Genomic DNA, 25,834 nt, shown 5'->3' with positions numbered 1-25,834 from the left:
CTTGCATACCCGCAGGACTGGTTCACACCAGTCCCCCCGAGACGCCGAGAGGAGGCGAGTCCAGTGATCAGCATCAACGCCAGCTCCATCAGCACCGCCAAAATGACCGATCGCTCGGTCGTCGCCTCCCTGTGCATGCTCGACGCCTCGGACCTGGGCACCGGTCTGTCCGGCATTCGTGCCGGTCGTCCGGCGTCCGCCGTGTCCCTCGCGGGCCTTCCCGTCCGTGAGCGCAATGAGCGACCGACCAAGGCACTGGAAGCGGCAGTAGTGGCACAGGCGCAGGCCTATGCCTTTACGGCGACCGGTGCCGGATTCCGGAAGCAGACGACGCAGCACCACCAGATGTGGGCCTTCCGTGGGCCAGAACCCTGGAGTGATCCAGCCTGATCTCGATCAGGCCGGCGCCTTCAGGGCCGCGGAACCCCATCCGGGATCCGCGGCCCTTCTGTTTGTCCTCCCACAGGGACGACAGAGCGAAGGTGCCTCGGGACAGGCAAGACCCGGTACCAGCCGCCAACCGGCCCAACAGGGCCGGAACGAACAGACGAGGAAGACGATCCGTGCAACTCGAAGCGCACGCCCCGTCCGTACCGCCTTCAGACGTGATTCCCAAGCCTGGCTCCACGGAGGACCCGACCTTGACCCCCCTCACCGCGCTCACCGCGCTCGACGACGCCATCGAGAACCTCGGCGTGCCCGTCCCCTGCCGTTCGTACGACCCGGAGGTCTTCTTCGCCGAGTCGCCGGCGGACGTCGAGTACGCCAAGTCCCTCTGCCGCACCTGCCCGCTGGTCGAGGCCTGCCTCGCCGGCGCCAAGGAGCGGCGTGAGCCCTGGGGCGTCTGGGGTGGCGAGCTGTTCGTCCAGGGTGTCGTCGTCGCCCGGAAGCGGCCGCGTGGCCGCCCGCGCAAGAACCCGGTCACGGCATGAACATCACCGGAACGATCGACCGCCCCCTCACGCACGACCCCCAGAAGCAGGCCCCGATGAAGCCGTCCACCAACGAGACCGCAAGCTCCGCGCCTGAAGACTTCACCAGCAGTGGCGCCACCACCTCGCGCCAGAACAGGAACCGAGAGATGCAACTCATCCAAGAAGCCCTGGCACGTGCGCATATGCACGACCTCCAGCGCGAGGCGCAGCGGGAGCGACAGGCCGTGCGCCTGGCGACCGCTCGCCGGATGCAGCGCCGGGCCGAGCGCGCCTCGCGGCGTGCCCGCCGCGCGCTCGCCATGGCGGTCATGCAGTAACGCCGCACCGCCGGCCGGTGGTCCTTCCACCGGCCGGGCACTGACTCCCGCGGGGGCCGATCCGTCACGAACGGAGCGGCCCCCGCCGTGCGTTGTCCGGGCGGTCGGCAGGCGCCGGCGATATCGTCGGACGGGTGACGAGTCCTCCCGGCAGCGAGGGCGGCCGTGGCTCCGACGCCGAGCCCCGGCCGACGGTGTGCGCTCGCTGCGGCGCCCGCAGCGCGGAGCCGCGGCCCACCTGGACCTGCTCCGTGGAGAACGGCGTCCGGATCCACTTCTGCGACGCCTGCTCGCGTGAGAACCTGCGCGCGATCGAGGGCCGGCTGGACTCCGCCTGGTGGTAGCCCGGCCGCTCAGGCCTCCGCCGCCGAGTCCTCCTCGTCCGTCAGGCCCTCCGGCGCGAACCCCGGCAGCCACTCCTCCAGTTCCTCCCGCAGCCGCACCGTCGCCCCCAGCTGGCACAGCACGCCGATGGTGCTCAGCGTCACCCGGTGGATGAGGAGGTAGGCCGGGGGCAGATTGAGCCGCTTGCCCAACTGGTAGGCGGGGGAGCGGGGGTCGGCCACCCGGGCCGCCTGACTGCGCATCCAGCCGCGGGTGAACGTGAACTCCTCGACCTGGGCCGGTTCGATGATCGGCAGCAGGTAGTCCAGGACGGCGTCGGGCTCCAGGTCGATCGACTCCTTGACGAAGCCCTCGGCGCACAGCATCTCGTAGACCGCGTCCGCGTCGCCGTCCAGCGTCATCCGCAAGGACTCCCCGATGGTCGTCGGCAGGCCCCCAGGGAGCCGGTCGACTGTGCCGAAGTCCAGCACGCCCAGCCGCCAGTCGTCCTCGCCCTCCGGGCCGCCCGGCAGCAGACGGAAGTTTCCCGGGTGGGGGTCGGCGTGCAGCAGACCGGTGCGGGCCGGGCCGGAGAAGAGGAACCGGGCCAGGAGCTGACCGGCGCGGTCGCGCTGCTCCTCGGTGCCGTCGGAGATCACCTCCGAGAGCGGCACCCCGTCGATCCACTCCGTGATCAGGACCTCGTCGCTCTGGTGGACGACCGCCGGCACGACGACGTCCGGGTCGTCCGCGAACTCCTCCGCGTGGGCCTGCTGCGCCTGCGCCTCCAGGCCGTAGTCCAGCTCCTCGGAGACGCGGTCCCTCAGCTCCGCGATCAGCGGCTTGATGTCCATGCCCGGGATCAGGGGGCCGAGCAGCCGGGCGAAGCGGCTCAGCTGGTTCAGGTCGGACAGCAGGGCCTCCCCCGCTCCGGGGTACTGCACCTTGACCGCGACCTCACGGCCGTCGTGCCACACGCCACGGTGCACCTGGCCGATCGAGGCCGCGGCGGCCGGTTTGTCCTCGAACTCCAGGAACAGGTCGTGCCAGTCCTCACCGAGCCGTTCCGCCAGCACCGTGTGCACGGTGCGCGTCGGCATCGGCGGCGCGGCCTCCTGGAGCTTGGTGAGTGCCGCCCGGTACGGCCCGGCGACCTCCTCGGGCAGGGCCGACTCGAAGACGGACAGGGCCTGCCCGAACTTCATCGCGCCGCCCTTGAGCTCGCCCAGGACCTTGAACAGCTGCTCGGCGGTCCGCTGCTGCAGTTCGCGGCCGACGATCTCCGCGGACTCGCCGACGATCCGCTTGCCGAGTCCCCAGGTCGCCCGCCCGGCGAAGCCGAGCGGCAGCGCCGCGAGCTTGGCGGTGCGGGTGACCGCCTTGCGCGGAAGATCAGACATGCGCCCTCCAGATCCGAGCCGGCCGTGCGGTGCCCGCCTCGCGGCGTGGCTTCTTCGACGGCCGTTCCTCCGCCATTGTCTCGTGCGTTTGCTCCTTGGCGGAGGGGTGTTCCTCCTCACCTTTCTCCGCGGCGCCGCACGGACAGGCGCGATGCGCCCACACCGGGCGAGCATGCCAGGTCAGACCCGGTAGGGACACCTCCCAGCGGGCACCCGCCGTCGACGGGGTCCGGCCGTCGAGGAAGGCCAGCGCGTGCGCGGCGGCCAGTCCGGCGACCGCGGTGGCCAGCGCCAGATCGCAGGGCGGCACCGGCCGCGCCCGTCCCCGGCCCGACCGCCACTGGGTCACCAGGCGGGGCCAGGCCGGGTCCCGGTCGGTGCGGTCCGCGTCGAGGCACCCGGCGCACGCCGTCTCGCCGGGCAGGACGAGAGGGCCGACCACACCGGTGCCCTCCACCACGCCGACGTACAGATGGGGCGTACCGGAGCCGATCAGCGGTTCCGCGGCGGACGGTGACGGGGCGTGCACGCCGACGTCGTCGCGCGGCGCGATGATCACCAGGGAGTGGCCGTGGGCGTCCTGTCCGCGGGGGGAACGGGTGTCGCGGCGCGGTGGGCGGTCCGGCGCGTGGCGGCGCGCGACGCGGCGGGCCGCCTCGTCCCTGCGGTCGCCGATCGTCTCCGCGGGCAGCCCACCCGGCGTCACGTCCCACGGCTCGACCCGCCCGATGTCGCGCACGTCCACCTCGCCGACCCCGGCCGCCGCCAGCAGCGAGGCGAGCACCGCGCCGACCCGGCCCGCGCCGCGCACCTGCACCCGCGCGGAGCGGCGGGCGGCGAGCCGGCTGATCGCCTCGCCCGGCTCGGACGTGGTCAGGGACAGCGAGGCAAGATCGGGACGCAGCCGGTCCAGGACCGCCTTCCTGCGCCGCAGCAGGTCGCCCCCCGGCCCGCCGCCCCGGGCGTCGTCGAGCAGGCCGGCCCGCGTGAGCCGTCTCAGCAGCCCGTCGACGTGACCGTCGGGCAGGTCCATCCGCCGGCCCTCCTCGCGCAGCAGCTCCGGTCCCCGCGTGCCGTTCAGCAGGTCGAGGAAACTGCCCGTCGCGGTGTCCATCGGGCCGAGCGTCAGCGCCTGCGCCGGAGTCATCCCGAACTGCACCGTGTTGAGGTCCCGCCAGCCGCGCCTCAACGCGGGCTTCAGCAGGGGCGCCTGCGGGAGTCCCGCCCTGGCCTCCTCGTCCGTCTCCGCCGAAATGGGGGACGAATGGGCAGAAATCGATACATCGGTGTCGGTCGAAGTTGCAGCGTGCATGAACTGGCCCCCGTAGCCGTCGTCGTGGTGCGTCCCCGTCTGCCGGGGGAGCCCGGTCGTGGCCCCCCGACAGCAGTCAGGATGCCCCGGCGCGGCGATCGGTGCGGAAAGTTGTCCACAGGCAGTGGATATTCGTCGTACAAATCAGACGCCGGGTGAGGGATCGGAATCGAACCGTCCCGGAGTCGGGACTTCCCCCCGGGGCACCGGGTAACGTCGGGGCGTGTCCGTCGACCCACTGCACCGCGCCGGAACGCCACAGCGCAGTACGACGAGCCCGCCCATGAGCGGCCCGGGGGCGAACGCGATCGAGGTCCGCAGGAGCGCCCGGCGCCGCCGGACGGTGTCGGCGTACCGCGAGGGCGATCGCACCATCGTGCTCATCCCCGCCCGGATGTCCGAGGCGGAGGAGCAGCGCTGGGTGAGCGTCATGCTCGACAAACTGGCCGCCCAGGAGAGCAAGAAGGTCCTCGGCGACGCCGAACTGTCCACGCGTGCCGAGCGGTTGTCGGAGCAGTATCTGGGCGGCCGGGCCCGGCCGGACTCGGTGCGCTGGGTCACCAACCAGAACACCCGCTGGGGTTCGTGCACCCCCGCCGAGGGCAGCATCCGGCTCTCCCACCGCCTGCAGGGCATGCCCGAATACGTCGTGGACTACGTCCTCCTGCACGAGCTCGCGCATCTCCTCGTCCCCGGCCACGGCCCGCGCTTCTGGCGCCTGCTGGAGGCCTATCCCCGCACCGAGCGGGCCAAGGGCTATCTCGAAGGCGTCGTGGCCGCCGAGCGTCTGCCCCATCTCCCTGCTGCCCGGGGCGAGTGACCGCTCCCCTCCGAGGTGTCCGCAGACGGTGCCTCCGCCTCCTTCGCGGCGGTTGTGTACCGGGTCTGTACCGGCTTGGTCCGATGTCCGAGTTTGCCGTTAGCCTGTCGCGACGCACTTACTTCGGGATGGGGGACGGTCGTTACGCATGGCCAGGGAATTCCAACGCGGCCACAAGGCCAGGATCAGTGACCTCACGGCGGGCACGGATCTGTACGTAGGCGTACAGATCGGCGGCCCGGGGCTGACCTTCGACATCAGCTGCTTCGGTCTCGACGCCGACGAACGGCTCTCGGACGACCGTTACTTCATCTTCTTCAATCAGCCGAAGTCCCCCGAGGAGGCCGTCCAGCTCCTCGGCGCGCAGGCCGGTGACACCGAGTCGTTCCGGGTCACGCTCGACAAGATCCCCCCGCAGATCCAGAAGCTGTCCTTCACAGCGACGATCGACGGCGCCGGCCAGATGTCGCAGATCGGCCCCGGATACCTCCGCATCGTCGCGGGCGGCGAGGAGGTGGCCCGATACGCCTTCAGCGGCTCGGAGTTCACCACCGAGCGCGCCGTGATGCTGGGCGACTTCTACCTGAAGGACGTCTGGCGGTTCGCCGCGGTCGGACAGGGCTTCGACGGCGGTCTCGAGGCGCTGCTCAGGAACTTCGGCGGCGAGGTGATGGAGGAGGAGATGCCCGCCGCCGCCCCGCCGCAGCCCCAGGCCGGTGCCGGCGCGCCCAGCTTCGCGCCGCCCGCCCAGGCCGCCGCCCCGCCCGCCTTCGGCGCCCCGGCAGGAGCGCCGACGCCCGCCCCGCAGCCCGCGGCCCCGCCCGCTCCCGCGCCGGCCGCCCAGGGCTTCGCGCCCCCGCCGGGTGCCACCCCGCCGCCGCCCGGCCCGGCGCCGTCGGTGCACGCCCAGCCGACCATCGTCGCGCCCATGACGCCGCCCGGCGGCACCCCGCCGCCGCCCGCCCCGGCGCCCGCGCCCTACGGCCGGCCCGCCGCGCCGCCGCCTCCCGGCTACGGCTACCCCCAGGCGCCCGCGCCGCAGGCACCCCAGGCCCCGCCCCCGCCACCCGGCTACGGCCAGCCGGCCCCGCCCCCGGGATACGGCCAGCAGCCCCCCTACGGTCAGCCCCCCTACGGTCAGCCGCCCGGCGGACAGATCCCCGGGCAGGTGCCCGGCCAGGTCCCGCACGGTGTCCCGCAGGGCGCACCCCAGGCGCCCGGAGTCGCCGCCGCGCTCCAGCAGTTCAAGGAGACGCCGACCGGACAGCGCTGGACGCAGCAGAACAAGAAGATGGTCCGCGTCGACCTCGGCATCGGCGGCCATCCGGTGCTGGCCCGGCAGGGCAGCATGGTCCTGTACCAGGGCAAGGTCGACTTCAGCTACAAGGGCGCCGGATTCGCCGGCCGGATCGTGGGCAACGCGACCGGCCAGGAGATGCAGCTGATGCGCTGCACCGGCCAGGGCCAGGTGTTCCTCGCCGAGGACTCCACGATGCTGCACCCCATCGAACTCCAGGGCGACGGCATCTGTGTCTCCGCGGAGAACGTCCTCGCCTTCGACGAGTCCCTCCAGTACGAGGTGCGCCGGATCGAGGGGCACGGCATCCCCGGTGGCGCGCTGTTCACGATGCAGTTCACCGGCACTGGCACGATCGTCGTCAAGACGCACGGCACCCCCGTGGTGCTGCCCGTCACGCCCACGACGTTCGCCGACTGCAACGCCGTGGTCGCGTGGTCGGCCGCCGCCCAGGTGGTCGTCTCCAGCCAGGTGCGCATGCGCCGCAACGCCTACCCGGGCGACACCGGCGAGAGCGTCAACCTCCAGTTCCGGGCCGCGCCCGGCAGCTTCGTCGTCGTCCAGCCGTACGAGATCTGAGGGAGAGCCCGTCATGAACCAGCCGCTCGCGGGCTACGCTCCCGCACCCGTCACCGCCCGCATGGAGAACCACGGCAACCACATGGTCAAGGTGGCCGTGCAGACCGGGCACGACCTCATGGCGCGCGTGGGCTCGATGGTCGCCTACGAGGGCTTCGTCCAGTACGAGCCCAACCCGCCCGCCGTCCGCCAGATCGCCAAGGACTGGCTCACCGGTGAGGGCGCGCCGCTGATGAAGTGCTCCGGCGACGGCCTGCTCTACCTCGCCGACTACGGCGCCAACGTCGTCGTGATCAACCTCAACGGCGACGGCATCTCCGTCAACGCCACCAACCTGCTGGCCTTCGACGCCCATCTGACGTGGGGGGTCGAGCGGGTGAAGGGCCTGGCGAAGTTCGCCGGGCAGGGCCTGTGGAACACCAAGATCTCCGGGCAGGGCTGGGTCGCGCTGACCTCCCGGGGCAAGCCGATCGTCGTCGACTGCGGCGGCGGCGAGGACGAGACGTACGTCGACCCCGACGCGCTCGTCGCCTGGTCGCCCAACCTCAAGGTGAAGGGCAAGCGCAGCTTCAAGGCGCAGTCCCTGATCGGCCGGGGCAGCGGCGAGGCCTACCAGATGGCCTTCTCCGGCCAGGGCATCGTCGTCGTCCAGCCGAGCGAGGACAGTACCGACCGCCTCCGGGTCCGGGGCTGAGGGGGAGCAGAGAACGCCATGCAGAGCCCGATTTTCGCGTACAACGACCAGCAGACCCAGGACCGCTGGAGCCTGCAGAACAAGCAGATGCTCCGCGTCGCCCTGGAGGGGCACGACGACGTCCTGGCCCGCAAGGGCACGATGGTCGCCTACCAGGGACTCGTCGAGTTCGACGCCGAGTTCCAGAGCAACCAGCAGTCCCGCTCGCGGGCGCGCACCGGTGAGGGAATGGACCTCATGCGCTGTCACGGACAGGGCATCGTCTACTTCGCCAACCTCAAGCAGCACGTCCACCTCGTCGACGTCGACCAGGACGGCCTGACCGTCGACAGCAGCTACGTGCTGGCGATGGACTCCTCGCTGCACCACGAGGTCATCGCCGTGGACAGCCTCTACGGCATCTCCGGCTCCGGGAAGTACCAGCTCAACATCACCGGCCGCGGCAAGGTCGCCCTGATGACCTCCGGCATGCCGCTGATGATGCAGGTGACGCCCGACAAGTACGTCAACTGCGACGCGGACGCGATCGTGGCCTGGTCCACCGGTCTGCGCGTGCAGATGCAGGCGCAGACGCACTCCTCCGGGGTGTGGCGGCGCCGCGGCAACACCGGGGAGGGCTGGGAGCTCAGCTTCATGGGCACCGGCTTCGCGCTGGTGCAGCCCAGCGAGCTGCTGCCGCCGCAGAACGCCCAGATCGGTTCGGGCCTCGCCGCCCAGTACGGCATGGGCCAGCAGGGCGCCCGCGGCCAGAACCAGGGCAACGTCTGGAGCTGACGCAGGAGCGCGGGTGAGGGGCGACCACTCTGGGCGGTCGCCCCTCACCCGTTCCCGCTCACGCGCTCACAGCCGTTCGCGGCTCGCCCTGAGCAGCCGTACGACGGACTCGTCCGCCACGTTCGCCACCTCGTCGTAGCCGAACCAGCGCACGTCCAGTGACTCGTCGCTGATCGCGTGCTCGGCGTCCGGGGGCGCGAGGACGGCGTACTGCACGTCCAGGTGCCAGTTGCAGGGCGCCGGGATGGGATGCCGGTCGAGGCGCACCGGGCCACCCGGCAGCAAGGTGAGGCCGGGGACGCCGGACTCCTCGGTGGCCTCGCGCAGGGCCGCCGCCGCCAGTGTCGCGTCGCCCGGCTCGCAGTGGCCGCCCATCTGCAGCCACATCCGCAGCTTCCGGTGCAGCGTCAGCAGCACCCGCCCGCGGGTCGGGTCCACCACCAGGGCGCTCGCCGTGATGTGCCCGGCCGAGCAGGATTTCCACAGGCCGTCAGGGTGTCCCGCGAGATGGTCGAGGTAGACCTGGCGCAGCTCGGGCTGGTCCTCGTACCCCTTGAGCACCAGGACCGCGTCGTCGTACAGGCTCACTCGCTGTCGTCGTCCTTCTCGCGGTCCTTGCCGTCATCCGGGCCCTTGCTCAGGTCGGGCTTGCCGGTGGAGCCGCCGCTCGCCGCCTCGCCGAGCATCTTGTCGAGCTCGCTGAAGTCGATCTGCTCGCGGTGCACGAAGCCGTCCGGGTCGTCCAGGTCACTGGCCGTCGGCAGCATGTCCGGGTGGTGCCACAGGGCGTCCCTGCCGTCGACACCGCGCGCGTCCGTGAGCGACGCCCACAGCCGGGAGGCGTCGCGCAGCCGGCGGGGCCGCAGCTCGAGCCCGATCAGCGTGGCGAACGTCTGCTCGGCCGGACCGCCCGAGGCCCGACGGCGGCGCAGCGTCTCGCGCAGCGCGTCGGCGGACGACAGACGGGGCTTCGCGGCCGCGTGCACCACGGCGTCCACCCAGCCCTCGACCAGCGCCAGAGCCGTCTCCAGGCGGGCCAGGGCGGCCTTCTGCTCCGGGGTGTCCTCCGGCTGGAACATGCCCTGCTGGAGGGCGTCCTGCAACTGCTCGGGGTTCTGCGGGTCGAACTGGCCGACGACGTCCTCCAGCTTGGCGGTGTCGACCTTGATCCCGCGCGCGTACCCGTCGACGGCGCCGAACAGGTGGGAGCGCAGCCACGGCACATGGGCGAAGAGCCGCTGATGGGCGGCCTCGCGCAGCGCCAGGTAGAGCCGCACCTCCTCCTTCGGCACACCGAGGTCCTTGCCGAACGTCTCGATGTTGACCGGAAGCAGCGCGGCCTTACCGGCCGGGCCGAGCGGCAGGCCGATGTCGGTGGAGCCGACGACCTCGCCCGCGAGCACACCCACGGCCTGCCCGATCTGCGTGCCGAACATGGCGCCGCCCATCGAGCGCATCATGCCGATCAGCGGGCCGGCCATGGCCTGCATCTCCTCCGGCAGGACGTCGCCCATGGCGGTGCCGACCCGCTCGGCCACCGGGTCGACCAGTTCCTGCCACGCGGGCAGGGTCGCCTCGACCCACTCCGCGCGGCTCCAGGCGACGGCGGTGCCCGCACCCGACGGCAGCGACGTCGCGTCGTCGAGCCACAGGTCGGCGAGGCGCACCGCCTCCTGGACGGCGCTGCGGTCGGCCGGGCCGACGCTGGCGTCCTTGGTGCCGTCCGCCGTGCCCTGGGAGACCGTCTGCCGGGCGATCTGCTTGGCCATGTCCCAGTTCACCGGGCCGCCCTCGTAGGAGAGCATCTGACCGAGCTGCTGGAAGGCCGCGCCCAGGTCGTTGGGGCTCAGTGAACCGAACATGGCTGCGAACGGATTGTCGGCGCCCGGGCTGCCAAAGCCTCCGGCACCGGGCAGCCCGAAGCCGAACGGGTTGGACGGTCCCTGACCACCACCGCTCTCCTGGTCCTTCTTCTTGCCCTCGTCGCCGTCGTCCGGCTCCTCCGGCGGAAGGCCGAATCCGAATGGGGTGTCACTCACGGGGTTCCTCGGCTGTTAAGGCCACCGGCTGGCGCCGACGGCACGACTGCCCGATAACACCACCCAGCGTAGACACCTGGGACCGATCGGGCCTCGGTGCTTCGCCGACACTCGGCCTGCGGCAGGATGGATGCCACCTGGTACGTACGCGTCACTCACGCTCGTACTGAAGACAACCGCTGGAGACGCCCGGTGAGTTCCCCCGATCCGCAGGTTCGCGCAGCGCGAAACCCGTCAACCCCTCCCGCGCGCGGTGTGCGCGGTCCCGTCGTCGCGGTCACCGGTGCCGCGTCCGGCGTCGGCGCCCTGCTCACGGAGCGGCTCGCCGCCTCCGAGGAGGTCAAGCAGGTCATCGCCATCGACGAGCGGCGCGGCGAGTGCGCGGCGGCGCAGTGGCACATCCTGGACGTGCGCGACCCGGCGATCGCGGACAAGCTGCGCGGCGCCGACGTCGTCGTGCACCTGGCGCTCGACCTCGATCTGGAGACGGATCCCGCCGCGCGGACCGCCTACAACGTTCGGGGGACCCAGACCGTCCTGACGGCCGCCGCGGCCGCCGGAGTGCACCGGGTGGTGCTGTGCACCTCCGCCATGGTCTACGGCGCCCTGCCGGACAACGAGCTGCCGCTGTCCGAGGACGCCGAGCTGCGGGCGACCGCCGAGGCCACCGGCGTCGGCGACCTGCTGGAGATCGAGCGCCTGGCGCGCCGCGCCCCCCGCGCCCACCCGGGCCTCAACGTCACCGTCGTCCGCCCCGCCGTCCTGGTCGGCGGCACCGACACCGCCCTGACCAGGTACTTCGAGTCGCCCCGGCTGCTCGTGGTCGCCGGGTCCCGGCCCGCCTGGCAGTTCTGCCACGTCGAGGACCTGTGCGGCGCGCTGGAGTACGCCGTCCTGGAGAAGGTCGACGGGGAACTGGCCGTCGGCTGCGACGGCTGGCTGGAGCAGGAGGAGGTCGAGGAGCTGAGCGGGATCCGGCGCATGGAACTGCCGTCCGCGGTCGCCCTCGGCGCCGCGGCCCGGCTGCACCGCATCGGCCTGACGCCCTCCCCGGCCGGCGACCTCGCGTACACGATGTACCCGTGGGTGGTCAGCGGGAGCCGGCTCCACGACGCGGGCTGGCGGCCGCAGTGGACCAACGAGGAGGTGCTCGCGGAGCTGCTGGAGGAGGTCTCCGGCCGGCACACGGTCGCCGGACGGCGCCTGGGCCGCAAGGACGCGACGGCCGCCGGTGCCGCGGGTGCGACGGTGGCGCTGCTGGGCGCGGCGGCGGTGGTCCGCAGGGCCCGCAAGGCCCGCCGCCGGATCTGACCGCGCCCCACGACCCCGCGCCGTCTGTAGGAGGCTCCAAAGCCCCACACGCGTGTGCCGGGCGATGACGCTATTCCCCGCCCTCGCGCGCGTGGGGCACGATGGGGACATGGCACCTACCAGTGATCACCCCGGTGAGCAGGGCGCTCAGGACCCGGTCAAGCTCATCGGCATCCGTGAGACGGCCCTCTCCGTGGACGAGGTCTTCCGGGCCGTCGGGGACGACGCCGCCGGGGGGACCGCGCTGTTCGTGGGCACCGTGCGCGACCACGACGGGGGCGCCGACGTGGACGCGCTCACGTACTCCTGCCACCCGAGCGCCGAGGCCGAGATGCGGCGGATCGCGGAGAAGGTCGTCGCCGAGTTCCCGGTGCGGGCGCTCGCCGCCGTGCACCGCGTCGGCGATCTCGCCGTCGGGGACCTCGCCGTCGTCGTCGCCGTCTCCTGCCCGCACCGCGGCGAGGCGTTCGAGGCGTGCCGGAAGCTGATCGACGACCTCAAGCACGAGGTGCCGATCTGGAAGCACCAGAAATTCTCCGACGGCAGCGAGGAGTGGGTCGGCGCCTGCTGACCCGCCCCGAAGGCTCCGGGAACCCGTCCACCCCACCCGGCTTGCGTAACCGCACCCCTGGCATGAGCGTTGTCAGTGCCAGCGGTTAATCTGCTGATCAGTCAGTTGCGGTTCGCTCTGTGGGGACGGGAGGCGCGCATGACGGCGCTCGCCTGGTTGCTGATTCCGCTCGGGGCCGCGATCGGCGCAGGGCTGTGGGGGAGCTGGGCCAACAGGACCCGCAGGACCCGCGGCGACGGGCCCGAGCTCGACGGGTACGCGCGGTTCCGCGCGGCCATGGAGAAGCCCCCGTCCCGGACCTGAGCCGCCGGCGCCCCGGAGGCGCCCGCGTGGTCCGGTTCCCGGCCCTGACGGGGCTCTGACAGGACTGTCACGTACTGTCGTGCCATGCCACGCCGCACCGCGACGATGCTCGCCTCCACCCTGATGCTGATCGCGCTCCTGTGCGCGGGAGTCTTCATCCGCGTGCCGTACGCCGAGATGTCCCCGGGCCCCACGGTCAACACCCTCGGGGAACACGACGGCGAGCCGGTGCTGCAGATCTCCGGGCGCAAGACGTATCCGACGAGCGGCCACCTCAACATGACCACCGTCCGGGTCACGAGCGCCGACTACCGGATGAACCTCGTCGAGGCCGTCTACGGCTGGCTCGCGCACGACAACAAGGTCGTGCCGCACGACACCCTCTACCCGGACGGCAAGACGGAGGAGCAGTCCACCCAGGAGAACGCCGAGGAGTTCAGCCAGTCCCAGGAGAGCGCGAAGGTCGCGGCCCTGGAGGCGCTGGACATCCCGGTGCGGAGCTGGGTGATCGTCGCGACCGTCGTCAAGGGCAGCCCGGCCGAGGGCAGGCTGCACGCCGGTGACGTCATCAAGGCCGTCGACGGCACCGCGGTCAAGAAGCCCGGGGACGTCGCCGAGCTGGTGACCAAGCACAAGCCCGGCCAGGAGGTCGTCTTCACGATCGTGCCCGCCAAGGAGCAGGCCGCCGCGGAGAAGGAGCACCGGACGCCGCAGCGCACCGAGAAGGTGACGATCACCACCGCCGAGTCCGACGACAGCGGCGCGAAGCGCGCCATCGTCGGGATCTCCGCCGGGATCGACCACACCTTCCCGTTCGACATCGACATCAAGCTCGCCGACGTCGGCGGCCCCAGCGCGGGCCTGATGTTCGCCCTCGGGCTCTACGACAAGCTCACGCCGGGCAGCCTCACCGGCGGGAAGTTCGTCGCCGGCACCGGCACCATCGACGACGACGGCAAGGTCGGGCCCATCGGGGGCATCGAGATGAAGACCGTGGGAGCGCACGACAAGGGCGCGCGGTACTTCCTCACCCCCGCCGACAACTGCGCCACCGCCGCCAGGGACGTCCCCGACGGGCTCACCCTGGTCAAGGTCGACACCATCGACGACGCGCTCGGCGCCCTGAAGGACATCCGCTCCGGCGACACCGCCGCCCTGCCGAAGTGCACCACCGGGAGCTGAGCCGGCCGGCCCACCTGACACGGGGGTGCCCCTCACCCGAGGGGCACCCCCGCCGTCGTAGCCGGGTCCTCAGTCCTCGAACGTCGCCGCCAGCGCCTGCGCCAGGCCGGGCACCAGCTCGGGGCCGGTCAGGACCTCCGTCGGGGTGTCCTTCTCACGCAGCCGCAGCGCCGACTCACGGCTGCCGTCGCGCAGCACCGCCACCGTCATACGGACCTCCTGGCGCTCGGGGTGCTCCGCCACCCACCGGGTCAGCTCGGCGTCGCTCAGGCCCTGCGGCACCTGCGCCTCGGCGGACGGAGGCAGCATCAGGCGCTCCACGGTGAGCGCGCAGCCGGCGACGGCGTCGGGCCAGGCGATCGTGCCCAGGAACTCGTCGAGCTGCTTGCCCGTTGGAAGTTCGTCCTGCTCGATCGGGGTCAGGCCGGTGGACTCCTGCTCGTCCCCCAGGCCGAGCTGGGCGGCGAGGCCGGGTTCCTGGACTCGCAGCCGTGCGGTGTCGACGAGGGCGAAGAGGCGGGCGGGCTGGTCCCAGCCGAGTCCGGAAACGTACTCGTCGATCTCGAGAACGGCCCGGGTCAGCGGGTTGGCTGCCATGGGAGTGTTGGACATGGTCACAATCCTGCCTCGTTCCCGGCCGGAATCGGGAACCGAGTAAAGGGTGAGTAAGTTGCATAGGTGTGGGCCCGCGATCACGGGGGGCCACAGAGGGTCCACGAAGACGCGGGCCTGACCCAGACCAACAGCGAACTTCGGGGTGCGAAACCTTGGCTTTCCAGATGCCGGACCGCGGCGGAGGCCCGACCGGGCCACGGATGAGAGTGGGCCGCCCGTCCCGGCGGGTCCGGACCCTGCTCATGACACTGGGCGTCCTCGCCGTCCTCGGCATGGTCTTCACCATGTTCGCGGGTTTCTGGACGGACTGGCTCTGGTACCGGTCGGTGAACTACTCGTCGGTGTTCACCACGACGCTGTGGACGAAGATCGGGCTGTTCTTCGTCTTCGGCCTGCTGATGGCCCTCGCGGTCGGCTTCAACATCTGGCTGGCCCACCGGCTGCGCCCGCCGCTGAGCGCGATGTCGATGGAGCAGCAGAACCTCGACCGCTACCGCATGGGCATCGCGCCCTACAAGAAGTGGCTGCTGATCGCCATCACGGCCCTGGTCGGCCTGATCGCCGGAGCCTCCGCCTCCAGTCAGTGGCGGACCTGGCTGATGTGGGTCAACGGCGTGCCCTTCGGCGAGAAGGACCCGCAGTTCCACCTCGACGTCGGCTTCTACGCCTTCGACCTGCCCTGGTACCGGTTCCTGCTCGGCTTCGGCTTCGCCGCCGTGATCCTCTCCGTGATCGCCGCCGCGCTCACCCACTACCTCTACGGCGGGCTGCGGATCACGAGCCCCGGCGCGCGCGCCACGGCCGCCGCCACCGGGCACCTGTCGGTCCTCCTCGGGATCTTCGTCACGCTGAAGGCCGTCGCCTACTGGCTCGACCGGTACGGCCTGGCCGTCAAGTCCAGTGACTTCAAGGCCACCGACAACTGGACAGGCCTGCGGTACGTCGACGCCAACGCCTATCTGCCGGCGAAGACGATTCTGTTCTGCATCGCCGTCATCTGCGCCCTGCTGTTCTTCGCCACCCTGTGGCGGCGCACCTGGCAGCTGCCCGTGATCGGCTTCGGCCTGATGGTGCTGTCCGCGATCCTCATCGGCGGCCTGTACCCGGCGATCGTGCAGAAGTTCCAGGTCCAGCCGAACGAGCAGGCCAAGGAAGCGCCGTACGTCGAGAAGAACCTGAAGGCGACGCGTGACGCCTACGGCATCGACGGCACGCGGGTGACCGAGTACCCGGGCACCAGCAAGACCGGGGACAAGACCGAGCTGCGCGACGACGTGGACCGCACGGCGAGCATCCGGATCATGGACCCGAACATCGTCTCGCCGACGTTCCAGCAGCTCCAGCAGATCAGGAACTACTACGCGTTCCCGACCAACCTGGACGTCGACCGGTACAGCAAGGACGGCAAGGACCAGGACACGGTCATCGGTCTGCGCGAGATCAACCTCAACGGCATCCCGAAGCGCAACTGGATCAACGACCACTTCCGGTACACCCACGGCTACGGCGCCGTCGCCGCCGAGGGCACCAACGCCGACTCCCAGGGCCGTCCGGACTTCACCGAGTCCGACCTGCCGTCCAAGGGCGACCTCGGCACGTACGAGCAGCGGGTCTACTACGGCGAGAAGACCACGATGTACTCGATCGTCGGCGGTCCCCAGAAGGAGATCGACTACTCCGACGACAGCGGTGAGAAGACCTACAGCTACAAGGGCGGCAGCGGGGTCAGCCTCTCCAGCCCGGTCAACCGGGCCGCGTACGCCGTGGCGTTCGGCGAGCCGCAGATCCTGTACTCCGGAGCCATCGGCGACGGCTCGCGCATCCTGTACAACCGCACGCCCAAGGAGCGCGTCGAGGCGGTCGCCCCGTGGCTGACCATCGACGGCGACGCCTACCCGGCGGTCGTGGACGGGCGGATCCAGTGGATCGTCGACGCCTACACGACGACGAACGGCTACCCGTACTCCTCGCGCACCACCCTGGGCGACACCACGGCCGACTCGCTGACCGCCACCAACGACAACCGCGCGGTGGTGGCCCAGCAGAACCAGGTCAACTACATCCGCAACTCGGTGAAGGCGACGGTCGACGCCTACACCGGCGAGGTCAAGCTGTTCCAGTGGGACACCAAGGACCCCGTCCTGAAGACGTGGATGAAGGCGTTCCCCGGCACGGTGAAGGCCAAGAGCGAGATCTCCAGCGGTCTGATGGACCATCTGCGCTACCCGCAGGACCTGTTCAAGGTCCAGCGCGAGCTGCTGACCCGCTACCACGTGAAGGACGCGACGACGTTCCTCAGCGGCAGCGAGGTCTGGCAGGTGCCGGACGACCCGACCAACAAGTCGGGCAGCGCGGTGCCGCCGTACTACCTGAGCATGAAGATGCCCGACCAGCAGGCGCAGGCCTTCTCGCTGACGACGACGTTCACGCCCAACGGCAGGGACAACCTCAGCGCGTTCATGGCCGTCGACGCCGAGGCGGGGACCAGTGACTACGGCAAGATCAGAATTCTGAAACTGCCGACCAACACCACGGTCAACGGCCCCAGTCAGGTGCAGAGCCAGTTCAACTCCGAGCAGAACATCGCCGAGACGATCAGGCTGCTGAGAGGCGGCGACTCGGAGGTCGAGTACGGCAACCTGCTGGCGGTCCCGCTGGACGGCGGACTGCTCTACGTGGAGCCGGTCTACGTCCGAGGCGGCGGGCTGAAGTACCCGCTGCTGCGCAAGGTGTTGGTGTCCTACGGCGGCGCCACCGCGTTCGAGGACACCCTCGACGAGGCGCTGAACAAGGTCTTCGGAGCTCAGAGCCCGACCACCGAGCCGCCGGACGAGGGAGACGACGGCGGTACGAAGCCGCCGCCGAAGTCCACCGATCCGACGGTCCAGGACGCGCTGAACGACGCCCAGAAGGCGTTCGACGCCGGCCAGGACGCCCTGAAGAAGGGTGACTGGGAGGCGTACGGCCAGGCGCAGAAGGACCTGCAGGACGCGCTGCGGCGGGCCGAGGACGCCCAGGACGCCGCGGACAAGGGTGCGAGCGGTGCCGGTGACGGCGGCGCGAGCGCCAAGCCGAGCAAGAGTCCCGAGCCCACCGGCAGTCCCACCGGCACCTAGGGACGCTCGGCTGGTGGAGGGGCCCATCCCGCGCCGTGGTACGGTTGCAACACAACGGCGCGGGGTGGAGCAGCTCGGTAGCTCGCTGGGCTCATAACCCAGAGGTCGCAGGTTCAAATCCTGTCCCCGCTACTGAAGTCGGCGATTCGTTCGCACGACACCGAAGGCCCGGATCCTGATGGATCCGGGCCTTTGTGGTGTGCGAACGCATGTGCCGGGCAGCGGGATGGACGCGCCGCCGTGGTGAGTCGGGCCTCTTGTGTTTGACTTGTCTCTCTGTGGGCATGTCGACAAAACGCTGTAGTGACCTCACTGGCTGCGGTATACCAGGTGTACCCAGGTTGCAGGTGGTGCGACGATGGACGTTATGGGGGACAAGGCAACTCTGTTGGAGACAGGGCGGTTTGTGCAGCCTGCCGGCTTTGTGAGGCCGGTGGGCGATTCCGTGCAGCCGACGGGGGACGCCTCGCAGCCGATGAGTGACCTGGTGCAGTCCGACGCCACCCCGCTTCCCGGCCGCCCGGTGGCCGTCGACGAGGCGGGGGAGGCCGCCGAGGAGGCGCGCCACCGGCTCGCCGCGCAGAGCGGCGAGGTCGAGGCCATGAGCGTCCTCGGGGCCATGCTGCTGCGCCGCGGCGACCTCGACGGCGCCGAGCCGCATCTGCGCGCGGCCACCGCCGCGGGCGACCGGGCCGCGGCCAACAACCTGGGCGTGCTGCTGCACCAGCGCGGCTACGCCGACGAGGCCGCCGGCTGGTGGCGGATCGCCGCCGTCGCCGGGTCGGCCGCCGCCGCGCACGCGCTCGGCCGGCACCACCGCGAGCGCGGTGACGAGCCCGCCGCCGAGTACTGGCTGCGGCAGTCCGCCGAGCAGGGGCACGCGCTCGGCGCGTACGCCCTCGCCGATCTGCTGGAGCACCGCGGCGACCCCGGCGCCGAGCGCTGGATGCGGGCGGCCGCCGAGCGCGGCCACCGCGAGGCGGCGTACCGGCTGGCCCGCGCGCTCGACCGGCAGGCCGGCCGTACGGACATGGACGGGCCGGACAACGGTGTCGCCGTGGACGAGGCCTCGCCGGAGGAGGCCGAGCAGTGGTACCGGCAGGCCGCCGCGCGCGGGCACCGCAGGGCCGCCCTGCACCTCGGGGCCATCCTCGAACGGCGGGGAGAGCTCAAGGAGGCCGGGCGCTGGTACCTGACGTCCGCCAAGGACGGCGAGCCGCGGGCCGCCTGCGCGCTGGGCTTCCTGCTGCGCGACGCCGGGGACAGCGAGAGCGCCGCCGTGTGGTGGCTGCGGGCCGCCCAGGACGGCGACGGCAACGCGGCCAACGCGCTGGGCGCGCTGCACGCCGAGCGGGGCGAGACGCAGACCGCCGAGCGCTGGTACCGGGCCGCCATGGACGCCGGTGACGTGAACGGCGCCTACAACCTGGGGCTGCTCTGCGCCGAGCAGAAGCGCACCGCGCAGGCCGAGCAGTGGTACCGGAGGGCCGCCTACGCCGGGCACCGCGAGGCGGCGAACGCGCTGGCCATCCTGCTGCTGCAGGGTGGGGACGCCGCGGGCGCCGAGCCCTGGTTCTCCAAGGCCGCCGAGGCCGGGAGCGTGGACGCCGCGTTCAATCTGGGCATCCTGCACGCCGGGCGCGGTGAGGAGGAGGCCGCGCTGCGCTGGTACGGGCGCGCGGCCGCCGCCGGGCACTCGGAGGCGGCCCTCCAGGTCGGCATCGCGTGCCTGCGGGACGGGGACGAGTTCGCGGCCGAGCGGCATCTGCGGTGCGCGGCCGGGGCCGGCAGCGCCGAGGCGGCGTACCGGCTGGCGACCCTGCTCGACGCGCGGCGCCCGCCGGAGCCCGCGCACGAGCTCGGGGAGACCGTGCACGAGAAGGCCGAGTGCGAGGAGTGGTACGAGCGGGCGGCGACCCTGGGCCACCGGCGCGCCCAGGTCCGGGTCGGGATGCTGGCCGCGGCGCGGGGCGACGTGGTGGAGGCGGCCGACTGGTACCGCAGGGCCGCCGAGGCCGGCTCCCGCAACGGCGCGTTCAACCTCGGCCTGCTGCTGGCCAGGGAGGGCAGCGAGCCCGAGGCCGCCGTGTGGTGGACCCGTGCGGCCGACGCCGGGCACGGGCGGTCGGCCTTGCGCCTCGCCCTGGTCTACGCGCGTCGCGGCGAGCTGGCGGAGGGCCAGCGGTGGGCCGACCGCGCGGTGGCCCTCGGTCCGAAGGAGGTCGCCCAGCGCGCGGCGCGTCTGCGGGACGCCCTGCGCGAGGAGCTCTCGGCCTGAAGCGATTTGCCTCTGTCCGCGTCCTTGACGTAGTGTTCATTTCACCGACGCGGGGTGGAGCAGCTCGGTAGCTCGCTGGGCTCATAACCCAGAGGTCGCAGGTTCAAATCCTGTCCCCGCTACTGAAGGCCAAGGGCCGGAATCCCAGGATTCCGGCCCTTGGTGTTTGTGCCGTCACGCGTCCCGCGGTCCCGGGGCAGTGAGAAGCCCCGGCACCTCAAGGGCGCCGGGGCTTCTCAAGGGCGTGCTCAGGCCTTCGAGCAGTTCGGGCAGACGCCGCGGTAGGTCACCTCGACCTCGGAGACCGAGAAGCCGAAGCGCTCGGAGTCGGGGAGGTCGGCCATCGGGTTCCCCGTGGGGTGGACGTCCCGGATCGTGCCGCACCGGGCGCACACCAGGTGGTGATGCGGCTGGTGGGCGTTCGGGTCGTACCGCTTGGCGCGCTTGTCGGTGGAGACCTCGACCACCTCGCCGAGCGAGACCAGCTCACCCAGGGTGTTGTAGACGGTGGCACGGGAGATCTCGGGCAGCTTGGCGACGGCTCGGGCGTGCACCTCGTCGGCCGTCAGATGGACGTGCTCGCCGGCGAGGACCTCGGCCACGACGCGCCGCTGTGCGGTCAGGCGCCATCCGCGTCCACGCAGCCGTTCCAGAAGGTCACTCATGGAGGACACCTTAACAGCACCAGGACCAGGTTCTGAACTGATGTGACTTTGGATCGTTACTTGACTTAGACAGTGTCCATTGTAGGATCGGTAACGACTTTGACCTAGGGACAGGAACGGTCGGAGTCACACAGAACCACGCAGGAGGCGTACGTGACCCAGGGACCGCTCACGACGGAGGCCGGAGCTCCGGTGGCTGACAACCAGAACAGCGAGACCGCGGGGATCGGCGGCCCGGTCCTCGTCCAGGACCAGCTCCTGCTGGAGAAGCTGGCCCACTTCAACCGCGAGCGCATCCCGGAGCGCGTGGTGCACGCCCGCGGTGCCGGCGCCTACGGCACCTTCACGGTGACCGCCGACGTCACCGGATACACCCGGGCGGGGTTCCTGTCCGAGGTCGGCAAGGAGACCGAGGTCTTCCTGCGCTTCTCCACGGTCGCGGGCAACCTCGGTGCCCCGGACGCGGTGCGCGACCCGCGCGGTTTCGCGGTGAAGTTCTACACCGAGGAGGGAAACTACGACCTCGTCGGCAACAACACCCCGGTGTTCTTCATCCGCGACGCCATCAAGTTCCCCGACTTCATCCACACCCAGAAGCGCGACCCGTACACCGGCTCGCAGGAGGCGGACAACGTCTTCGACTTCTGGGGTCTGTCGCCCGAGTCCACGCACCAGGTGACCTGGCTGTTCGGTGACCGCGGCATCCCGGCGTCCTACCGCCACATGGACGGCTTCGGCTCCCACACCTACCAGTGGAACAACGAGGCCGGCGAGGCCTTCTGGGTCAAGTACCACTTCAAGACGGACCAGGGCATCAAGAACCTGACCGCCCAGGAGGCCGAGATCCTCGCGGGCAAGGACCCCGACTCCCACCAGCGGGACCTGCGCGAGGCCATCGAGCGCGGCGAGTATCCGACCTGGACCGTCTACGTCCAGCTCATGCCGGTGGCCGAGGCGGCGACCTACCGCTTCAACCCGTTCGACCTGACCAAGGTCTGGCCGCACGCGGACTACCCGCTGATCGAGTTCGGCAAGCTGGAGCTCAACCGCAACCCGGAGAACATCTTCGCCGAGGTCGAGCAGTCGATCTTCAGCCCCGCCCACTTCGTGCCGGGCATCGGCCCCTCCCCGGACAAGATGCTCCAGGGCCGCCTCTTCTCGTACGGCGACGCCCACCGCTACCGCGTCGGCATCAACGCCGACCACCTGCCGGTGAACCGCCCGCACGCCACCGAGGCGCGCACCCACTCCCGTGACGGCCGTCTGTACGACGGCCGCCACAGGGGCGCGAAGAACTACGAGCCGAACAGCTTCGGCGGCCCCTTCCAGACGGACCGCCCGCTGTGGCAGCCCGTCCCGGTCTCCGGGGTCACCGGGGAGACGGTCACGCCCGTCCACGCCGAGGACAACGACTTCGTCCAGGCGGGCAACCTGTACCGGCTGATGACGCAGGAGGAGAAGGAGCGTCTGGTGGACAACCTGGCGAACGCCATCTCCGGGGTCACGCGCGACGACATCGCCGAGCGCGCGATCGACAACTTCCGGCAGGCCGACGAGGACTTCGGCAAGCGGCTGGAGGCCGCCGTGCGGACGCTGCGCGGCTGATCACCAGCACTGGACCGCCTGCCGGGCGGACGGGCCGGGTTCCCTCGGGGAGCCCGGCCCGTCCTGTGCTCAGGCCGGCACCTGCTGACGGGACGGAGCCCAGCAGCGGATGACGTCCCGGACCGAGACGACGCCGACGGGCTCGTCGCCCTCCAGCACGATCAGATGGCGGAAGCCGCCGTGCGCCATGGCGCGGGCGGCCTCCTCCAAGGTCCAGGACGGCGTGGCGAAGACGACGTCGTCGGTGGTGTGGTCCTGGACCCGTTCGGTGTCCGGGCTCTGCCCGAGACCGACGGAGTTCAGGATGTCGCGTTCGGTCAGGATGCCGATACCGCCCGCGTCGGGATCATGGACGATGGCCGCGCCGACCCGGCGGGTGGACATCAACGCGGCTGCCTGGCGAAGGGTGTGGGTGGGGCCGATGGTGAGGACCACGGTGCTCATGGCGTCTCGTACGAGCATGGATGGAGCCACCTCCTGAAGTGCCCCCGCACCGCCGCTCCTGTCCGGCGCCGGACGCGCCAGTCGGCGGTGCACAAGTTCACAAGTGGGGGGATTCCCAGAGTGACAGGTAAAGAGGGGGTCAACAAGAGGGCGTTCAGCAGCGGCCGTTCAAGTAGTTCAGGAGTTCGTCGTGCAGCAGCCCGTTCGAGGCCGCGGCGTTTCCGCTGTGCGGGCCGGGGCGGCCGTCGAGGCCGGTGAAGGTGCCGCCCGCCTCCGTCACGACGATGGCGGTGGCGGCCATGTCCCAGAGGGAGAGCTCGGGTTCGGCGCACAGGTCGACCGCGCCCTCGGCGACCATCATGTACGGCCAGAAGTCGCCGTACGCGCGCGTGCGCCACACTTCGCGGGTCAGGTCGAGGAAGCCGTTCAGGCGCCCCTGTTCCTCCCAGCCGCTGAGCGAGGAGTACGCGAACGACGCGTCCGCCAGCTTCGAGACGCGCGAGACGTGCAGCCGGGTCGCGGCGGAGAGACTGCGCCCGCTGAACGCCCCGTACCCCTTGGCTGCCCACCAGCGCCGCCCGAGGGCGGGCGCGGACACGACACCGACGACGGGCTGGTAACCGCCCTCACCCGCCTCCATCAGCGAGATGAGCGTGGCCCACACCGGGACGCCGCGGACGTAGTTCTTGGTGCCGTCGATCGGGTCGATCACCCAGCGGCGGGGGCCGGTGCCCTCGACGCCGTACTCCTCGCCGAGGATCGCGTCTCTCGGGCGGGCCCGCTGCAGCTGCCCCCGGATCAGCTCCTCGGCCGCCCGGTCGGCCTCGCTCACCGGCGTCATGTCCGGCTTGGTCTCGACCTTGAGGTCGAGCGCCTTGAAGCGGTCCATGGTGGCGGCGTCGGCGGCGTCCGCGAGGACGTGGGCGAGGCGGAGATCGTCGAGGTAGTCCGGCATGGAACGAACCGTATCTGTCGTGATCGGGGTGCGGCCACCACGCCCCCGAGCGGATCCGGTCCCGCGCGCGACCAGGGCCCGGTCCCGGCTCCGAACACCCGGCCGAAGGGTGCCCGTACGCCTTCGCGGACCCTTGACAGTGCCCCCGCCCGCGTCAAATCTGGGCGCTAAGCCGCTCGCCCCAGGAGGCGATGATGCCTGCAGCGCGGGAATCCCTGCTCGACGCCGCCCACACGGCGCTGGCGCGCCGGCCGTGGTCAGCCGTGCGGATGGTCGACGTGGCCGCGGCGGCCGGGGTCTCCCGGCAGACGCTCTACAACGAGTTCGGGAGCAAGGAGGGACTCGCCCGCGCGCTGGTGCGCAGGGAGGCCGACACCTATCTGGCGGGCGTCGAACGCGCCCTCGCCACCCCCACCGACGTCCGGGGCCGCCTGGCCGCCACCGCCGAGTGGACCGCCCGCCTCGCACGTGACAACGCCCTCGTCCGCGCCCTGCTCACCGGTTGCTGGTGCGAGCGCCTGCCCGCGCTGACGCTGGCCGCCGTGCCGTCCTCCTCGGCCGTGCCCGCCCAGCGCAGGGCCGACGGGCCGCTGCCCGCGCCGGGCGACTTCGTGGCCATGGTGCGCGACCGGGCCGTCTCGGTGCTCGCCGCGTCCGGCGCCGCCCCGCCGGACCAGGCCGGCCTCGCGCGCTGCTGCGAACTCGCCCTGCGGCTCGCCCTGTCCTGCGTCGCCGCCCCGCCGCCCGGCGAGGACGGCGTCGCCGCACTCGTACGGGAGGCGCTGGACCGTCAGTTGACGGATTGAACGCGGTCCGGCGGGATCGCCCTCAGTGAGCCGATCCGGACAGCTGGAGGCCGACCACTCCCGCGATGACCAGGGAGATCGACACGATCTTCAGCGTCGAGACGACGTCGCCGAGGAAGATCATCCCGTAGATCGCGGTGCCCGCCGCCCCGATGCCCGTCCACACCGCGTACGCCGGACCCACGTCCAGCTTGCGCAGGGACAGCGTCAGCAGGCCGAAACTGCCCAGCGCGAAGACGCAGAAGGCGACGGTCGGCCACAGCCGGGAGAAGCCGTGCGACAGCTTGAGGCAGACGGCGAAGCCGGTTTCGAGCAGCCCCGCCACGATGACCAGCAGCCACGCCATGTGCTGTCCTCCCGTACGCCGTGTTTCGGTGACCGCATCGTCAGAATCGTCAGCCTTTGGCCAGGCTTGGAGCTCGCTCGGTGCGATTATGCCCTTACCGGACTCGTGGGCGGACAAACAACGCGGAGGTCAGTCGCCCTCCGTGGGCTCCCGAGTCGCCAGCAGCCGCCGCAGCGAGTAGAGCCGCGCGGGATCGGCGTGCCCCTCCGCCACCCACGCGTCCAGCGCGCAGTCGGGCTCGTCGTGACTGCAGGCGCGCGGGCAGCCCTCGGTGCCCGCCTCCAGGTCGGGAAACGCGTGGATCACCCGCGACGGGTCGATGTGGGCGAGGCCGAACGACCGCACGCCCGGGGTGTCCACCACCCAGCCGTCCGCGCCGCCCAGCGGCAGCGCGAGCGCCGACGTCGTGGTGTGCCGGCCGCGTCCGGTCACCGCGTTGACATGCCCGGTCGAACGCCGGCGGTCCTCCGGCACCAGCGCGTTCACCAGCGTGGTCTTACCGACGCCGGAGTGGCCCACGAACGCCGTGACCTTGCCGCCCAGATGCTCGCGCACCCGGTCCGCCGCGCTCCCGTCGGCCAGCTCCTCACGGTTGGTGACGACGTACGGGATGTCCAACGCGCCGTACAGCTCCAGCAGTTCGTCCGGCGACGCGAGATCGGACTTCGTCAGTACCAACAGCGGCTCCAGGCCGCCGTCGAACGCCGCCACGAGACAGCGGTCGATCAGCCGGGGCCGCGGCTCGGGGTCGGCGAGGGCGGTGACGATCGCGAGCTGGTCGGCGTTGGCCACCACGACCCGCTCGAACGGATCGTCGTCGTCGGCGGTACGGCGCAGCACCGAGGTGCGCTCCTCGATGCGCACGATCCGCGCGAGCGTGTCCTTCTTGCCGGAGAGATCACCGACGAGGGCCACCCGATCACCGACCACCGCGGCCTTGCGGCCCAGTTCGCGTGCCTTCATCGCCAGGACGACCCGGTCCCCCACGAGGCAGGTCAGCCGGCCCCGGTCGACGGTGAGGACCATGCCCTCGGCGGCGTCCTCGTGCTTGGGCCGGATGTTGGAGCGGGGCCTGGTGTTCCGACGGCCGGGGCGCGCGCGGATGTCGTCCTCGTCGGTGTGCTTGCCGTAGCGGCGCATGGCTGT

General features: G+C 71.3%; 26 protein-coding genes and 2 tRNA genes. 18 read left to right on the top strand and 10 right to left on the bottom strand.

The window, feature by feature from the left end; genetic code table 11:
- Positions 1-63 precede the first annotated feature (63 nt).
- The 4 genes from ABZ899_RS12990 (at position 64) to ABZ899_RS12975 (ending at position 1,596) form a co-directional block, all read left to right on the top strand.
- Complete coding sequence (locus tag ABZ899_RS12990) at positions 64-390, top strand: hypothetical protein (RefSeq protein ID WP_361344871.1); 327 nt, start codon at positions 64-66, stop codon at positions 388-390.
- Positions 391-563: 173 nt separating this feature from the next.
- On the top strand, positions 564-932 hold the full coding sequence (locus ABZ899_RS12985; protein ID WP_361344869.1) for a WhiB family transcriptional regulator: 369 nt from the start codon (positions 564-566) through the stop codon (positions 930-932).
- The gene (locus ABZ899_RS12980; protein ID WP_361344867.1) at positions 929-1,252 is read left to right on the top strand and encodes a hypothetical protein; all 324 of its coding nucleotides are present in this window, start codon (positions 929-931) and stop codon (positions 1,250-1,252) included. The genes ABZ899_RS12985 and ABZ899_RS12980 overlap by 4 nt, the downstream gene beginning before the upstream one ends.
- A 134-nt stretch (positions 1,253-1,386) precedes the next feature.
- Positions 1,387-1,596: a hypothetical protein gene (locus tag ABZ899_RS12975; protein ID WP_361344866.1), complete on the top strand. Its 210-nt coding sequence runs from the start codon at positions 1,387-1,389 to the stop codon at positions 1,594-1,596.
- A gap of 9 nt (positions 1,597-1,605) precedes the next feature.
- Here the strand turns inward: ABZ899_RS12975 and ABZ899_RS12970 are convergent, their stop codons facing one another.
- Positions 1,606-2,976, bottom strand: a complete 1,371-nt coding sequence (locus tag ABZ899_RS12970) for an AarF/UbiB family protein (RefSeq protein WP_361344864.1) — start codon at positions 2,974-2,976, stop codon at positions 1,606-1,608.
- Positions 2,969-4,123 (bottom strand): TOMM precursor leader peptide-binding protein, encoded by a 1,155-nt coding sequence (locus ABZ899_RS12965; protein ID WP_361345233.1) that lies wholly within the window; start codon positions 4,121-4,123, stop codon positions 2,969-2,971. The genes ABZ899_RS12970 and ABZ899_RS12965 overlap by 8 nt, the downstream gene beginning before the upstream one ends.
- A gap of 388 nt (positions 4,124-4,511) precedes the next feature.
- Here ABZ899_RS12965 and ABZ899_RS12960 point away from each other — a divergent pair, with 388 nt between their 5' ends.
- The 4 genes from ABZ899_RS12960 to ABZ899_RS12945 all read left to right on the top strand — a co-directional run bounded on the left by ABZ899_RS12960 (position 4,512) and on the right by ABZ899_RS12945 (position 8,452).
- Positions 4,512-5,108: a M48 family metallopeptidase gene (locus ABZ899_RS12960; RefSeq protein WP_361344862.1), complete on the top strand. Its 597-nt coding sequence runs from the start codon at positions 4,512-4,514 to the stop codon at positions 5,106-5,108.
- 148 nt (positions 5,109-5,256) lie between these two features.
- Positions 5,257-6,984, top strand: a complete 1,728-nt coding sequence (locus tag ABZ899_RS12955) for a TerD family protein (protein ID WP_361344860.1) — start codon at positions 5,257-5,259, stop codon at positions 6,982-6,984.
- Positions 6,985-6,997: 13 nt separating this feature from the next.
- Positions 6,998-7,678, top strand: a complete 681-nt coding sequence (locus ABZ899_RS12950; protein WP_361344858.1) for an AIM24 family protein — start codon at positions 6,998-7,000, stop codon at positions 7,676-7,678.
- An 18-nt stretch (positions 7,679-7,696) separates the two neighbouring features.
- Complete coding sequence (locus tag ABZ899_RS12945) at positions 7,697-8,452, top strand: AIM24 family protein (RefSeq protein ID WP_361344856.1); 756 nt, start codon at positions 7,697-7,699, stop codon at positions 8,450-8,452.
- Positions 8,453-8,518: 66 nt separating this feature from the next.
- Here ABZ899_RS12945 and ABZ899_RS12940 read toward each other — a convergent pair whose 3' ends face one another.
- Positions 8,519-9,040 carry an NUDIX hydrolase gene (locus ABZ899_RS12940; protein ID WP_361344854.1) on the bottom strand — a complete coding sequence of 174 codons (522 nt, stop codon included), beginning with the start codon at positions 9,038-9,040 and terminating at the stop codon, positions 8,519-8,521.
- Positions 9,037-10,491: a zinc-dependent metalloprotease gene (locus ABZ899_RS12935; protein ID WP_361344852.1), complete on the bottom strand. Its 1,455-nt coding sequence runs from the start codon at positions 10,489-10,491 to the stop codon at positions 9,037-9,039. The genes ABZ899_RS12940 and ABZ899_RS12935 overlap by 4 nt, the downstream gene beginning before the upstream one ends.
- Before the next feature lie 192 nt (positions 10,492-10,683).
- Between ABZ899_RS12935 and ABZ899_RS12930 the strand changes: the two genes are divergently transcribed.
- From ABZ899_RS12930 to ABZ899_RS12915, 4 genes are all read left to right on the top strand, one after another.
- On the top strand, positions 10,684-11,802 hold the full coding sequence (locus ABZ899_RS12930) for an SDR family oxidoreductase (RefSeq protein ID WP_361344850.1): 1,119 nt from the start codon (positions 10,684-10,686) through the stop codon (positions 11,800-11,802).
- A gap of 109 nt (positions 11,803-11,911) precedes the next feature.
- Positions 11,912-12,373, top strand: a complete 462-nt coding sequence (locus ABZ899_RS12925) for a molybdenum cofactor biosynthesis protein MoaE (RefSeq protein ID WP_361344848.1) — start codon at positions 11,912-11,914, stop codon at positions 12,371-12,373.
- Positions 12,374-12,511: 138 nt separating this feature from the next.
- Positions 12,512-12,676: a hypothetical protein gene (locus tag ABZ899_RS12920; RefSeq protein WP_164492349.1), complete on the top strand. Its 165-nt coding sequence runs from the start codon at positions 12,512-12,514 to the stop codon at positions 12,674-12,676.
- A gap of 84 nt (positions 12,677-12,760) precedes the next feature.
- Complete coding sequence (locus tag ABZ899_RS12915) at positions 12,761-13,858, top strand: PDZ domain-containing protein (RefSeq protein WP_361344846.1); 1,098 nt, start codon at positions 12,761-12,763, stop codon at positions 13,856-13,858.
- Between the two features lie 69 nt (positions 13,859-13,927).
- Here ABZ899_RS12915 and ABZ899_RS12910 read toward each other — a convergent pair whose 3' ends face one another.
- The gene (locus ABZ899_RS12910; protein ID WP_361344844.1) at positions 13,928-14,470 is read right to left on the bottom strand and encodes a PPA1309 family protein; all 543 of its coding nucleotides are present in this window, start codon (positions 14,468-14,470) and stop codon (positions 13,928-13,930) included.
- A 167-nt stretch (positions 14,471-14,637) separates the two neighbouring features.
- Here ABZ899_RS12910 and ABZ899_RS12905 point away from each other — a divergent pair, with 167 nt between their 5' ends.
- From ABZ899_RS12905 to ABZ899_RS12890, 4 genes are all read left to right on the top strand, one after another.
- Positions 14,638-17,589 carry a UPF0182 family protein gene (locus tag ABZ899_RS12905; protein ID WP_361345231.1) on the top strand — a complete coding sequence of 984 codons (2,952 nt, stop codon included), beginning with the start codon at positions 14,638-14,640 and terminating at the stop codon, positions 17,587-17,589.
- Positions 17,590-17,647: 58 nt separating this feature from the next.
- Positions 17,648-17,721: transfer RNA gene (locus ABZ899_RS12900), tRNA-Met, on the top strand.
- Positions 17,722-17,947: 226 nt separating this feature from the next.
- Positions 17,948-19,867, top strand: a complete 1,920-nt coding sequence (locus ABZ899_RS12895; RefSeq protein WP_361344842.1) for a tetratricopeptide repeat protein — start codon at positions 17,948-17,950, stop codon at positions 19,865-19,867.
- A 48-nt stretch (positions 19,868-19,915) separates the two neighbouring features.
- Positions 19,916-19,989 (top strand) — tRNA-Met (locus ABZ899_RS12890).
- Positions 19,990-20,115: 126 nt separating this feature from the next.
- On the opposite strand, the gene ABZ899_RS12885 is transcribed toward ABZ899_RS12890, so the two are convergent.
- On the bottom strand, positions 20,116-20,532 hold the full coding sequence (locus tag ABZ899_RS12885) for a Fur family transcriptional regulator (protein ID WP_361344840.1): 417 nt from the start codon (positions 20,530-20,532) through the stop codon (positions 20,116-20,118).
- A gap of 153 nt (positions 20,533-20,685) precedes the next feature.
- Between ABZ899_RS12885 and ABZ899_RS12880 the strand changes: the two genes are divergently transcribed.
- Positions 20,686-22,137 carry a catalase gene (locus ABZ899_RS12880; RefSeq protein WP_361344838.1) on the top strand — a complete coding sequence of 484 codons (1,452 nt, stop codon included), beginning with the start codon at positions 20,686-20,688 and terminating at the stop codon, positions 22,135-22,137.
- A 69-nt stretch (positions 22,138-22,206) separates the two neighbouring features.
- Here ABZ899_RS12880 and ABZ899_RS12875 read toward each other — a convergent pair whose 3' ends face one another.
- Together ABZ899_RS12875 and hisN are read right to left on the bottom strand one after the other, a co-directional pair.
- Positions 22,207-22,599 carry a CBS domain-containing protein gene (locus ABZ899_RS12875; RefSeq protein WP_361344836.1) on the bottom strand — a complete coding sequence of 131 codons (393 nt, stop codon included), beginning with the start codon at positions 22,597-22,599 and terminating at the stop codon, positions 22,207-22,209.
- Positions 22,600-22,735: 136 nt separating this feature from the next.
- Complete coding sequence (gene hisN / locus ABZ899_RS12870; protein ID WP_361344834.1) at positions 22,736-23,536, bottom strand: histidinol-phosphatase; 801 nt, start codon at positions 23,534-23,536, stop codon at positions 22,736-22,738.
- 191 nt (positions 23,537-23,727) lie between these two features.
- Here hisN and ABZ899_RS12865 point away from each other — a divergent pair, with 191 nt between their 5' ends.
- Positions 23,728-24,342: a helix-turn-helix domain-containing protein gene (locus ABZ899_RS12865; RefSeq protein WP_361344832.1), complete on the top strand. Its 615-nt coding sequence runs from the start codon at positions 23,728-23,730 to the stop codon at positions 24,340-24,342.
- A gap of 22 nt (positions 24,343-24,364) precedes the next feature.
- Here the strand turns inward: ABZ899_RS12865 and ABZ899_RS12860 are convergent, their stop codons facing one another.
- Positions 24,365-24,688, bottom strand: coding sequence for a multidrug efflux SMR transporter (locus ABZ899_RS12860; protein ID WP_361344830.1), 324 nt, complete (start codon positions 24,686-24,688; stop codon positions 24,365-24,367).
- A gap of 129 nt (positions 24,689-24,817) precedes the next feature.
- Positions 24,818-25,828, bottom strand: coding sequence for a ribosome small subunit-dependent GTPase A (rsgA, locus tag ABZ899_RS12855; protein ID WP_361344829.1), 1,011 nt, complete (start codon positions 25,826-25,828; stop codon positions 24,818-24,820).
- Between the last annotated feature and the right edge of the window lie 6 nt (positions 25,829-25,834).

The organism is Streptomyces sp. NPDC046859, from assembly GCF_040645135.1.
Taxonomy (GTDB): Bacteria; Actinomycetota; Actinomycetes; order Streptomycetales; family Streptomycetaceae; genus Streptomyces.
Note: the sequence above shows the minus strand (reverse complement) of the source record. Positions and strands in the feature narration are given on the sequence as shown.

What these genes read in the sequence shown, in the direction of transcription:
- ABZ899_RS12980 (WP_361344867.1), top strand. Translation starts at nt 929, where the DNA reads ATGAACATCACCGGAACGATCGACCGCCCCCTCACGCACGACCCCCAG.
- ABZ899_RS12970 (WP_361344864.1), bottom strand. Translation starts at nt 2,976, where the DNA reads ATGTCTGATCTTCCGCGCAAGGCGGTCACCCGCACCGCCAAGCTCGCG.
- ABZ899_RS12965 (WP_361345233.1), bottom strand. Translation starts at nt 4,123, where the DNA reads ATGACTCCGGCGCAGGCGCTGACGCTCGGCCCGATGGACACCGCGACG.
- ABZ899_RS12955 (WP_361344860.1), top strand. Translation starts at nt 5,257, where the DNA reads ATGGCCAGGGAATTCCAACGCGGCCACAAGGCCAGGATCAGTGACCTC.
- ABZ899_RS12950 (WP_361344858.1), top strand. Translation starts at nt 6,998, where the DNA reads ATGAACCAGCCGCTCGCGGGCTACGCTCCCGCACCCGTCACCGCCCGC.
- ABZ899_RS12945 (WP_361344856.1), top strand. Translation starts at nt 7,697, where the DNA reads ATGCAGAGCCCGATTTTCGCGTACAACGACCAGCAGACCCAGGACCGC.
- ABZ899_RS12925 (WP_361344848.1), top strand. Translation starts at nt 11,912, where the DNA reads ATGGCACCTACCAGTGATCACCCCGGTGAGCAGGGCGCTCAGGACCCG.
- ABZ899_RS12920 (WP_164492349.1), top strand. Translation starts at nt 12,512, where the DNA reads ATGACGGCGCTCGCCTGGTTGCTGATTCCGCTCGGGGCCGCGATCGGC.
- ABZ899_RS12915 (WP_361344846.1), top strand. Translation starts at nt 12,761, where the DNA reads ATGCCACGCCGCACCGCGACGATGCTCGCCTCCACCCTGATGCTGATC.
- ABZ899_RS12910 (WP_361344844.1), bottom strand. Translation starts at nt 14,470, where the DNA reads ATGTCCAACACTCCCATGGCAGCCAACCCGCTGACCCGGGCCGTTCTC.
- ABZ899_RS12905 (WP_361345231.1), top strand. Translation starts at nt 14,638, where the DNA reads ATGCCGGACCGCGGCGGAGGCCCGACCGGGCCACGGATGAGAGTGGGC.
- ABZ899_RS12895 (WP_361344842.1), top strand. Translation starts at nt 17,948, where the DNA reads ATGGACGTTATGGGGGACAAGGCAACTCTGTTGGAGACAGGGCGGTTT.
- ABZ899_RS12885 (WP_361344840.1), bottom strand. Translation starts at nt 20,532, where the DNA reads ATGAGTGACCTTCTGGAACGGCTGCGTGGACGCGGATGGCGCCTGACC.
- ABZ899_RS12875 (WP_361344836.1), bottom strand. Translation starts at nt 22,599, where the DNA reads ATGCTCGTACGAGACGCCATGAGCACCGTGGTCCTCACCATCGGCCCC.
- hisN (WP_361344834.1), bottom strand. Translation starts at nt 23,536, where the DNA reads ATGCCGGACTACCTCGACGATCTCCGCCTCGCCCACGTCCTCGCGGAC.
- ABZ899_RS12865 (WP_361344832.1), top strand. Translation starts at nt 23,728, where the DNA reads ATGATGCCTGCAGCGCGGGAATCCCTGCTCGACGCCGCCCACACGGCG.
- ABZ899_RS12860 (WP_361344830.1), bottom strand. Translation starts at nt 24,688, where the DNA reads ATGGCGTGGCTGCTGGTCATCGTGGCGGGGCTGCTCGAAACCGGCTTC.
- rsgA (WP_361344829.1), bottom strand. Translation starts at nt 25,828, where the DNA reads ATGCGCCGCTACGGCAAGCACACCGACGAGGACGACATCCGCGCGCGC.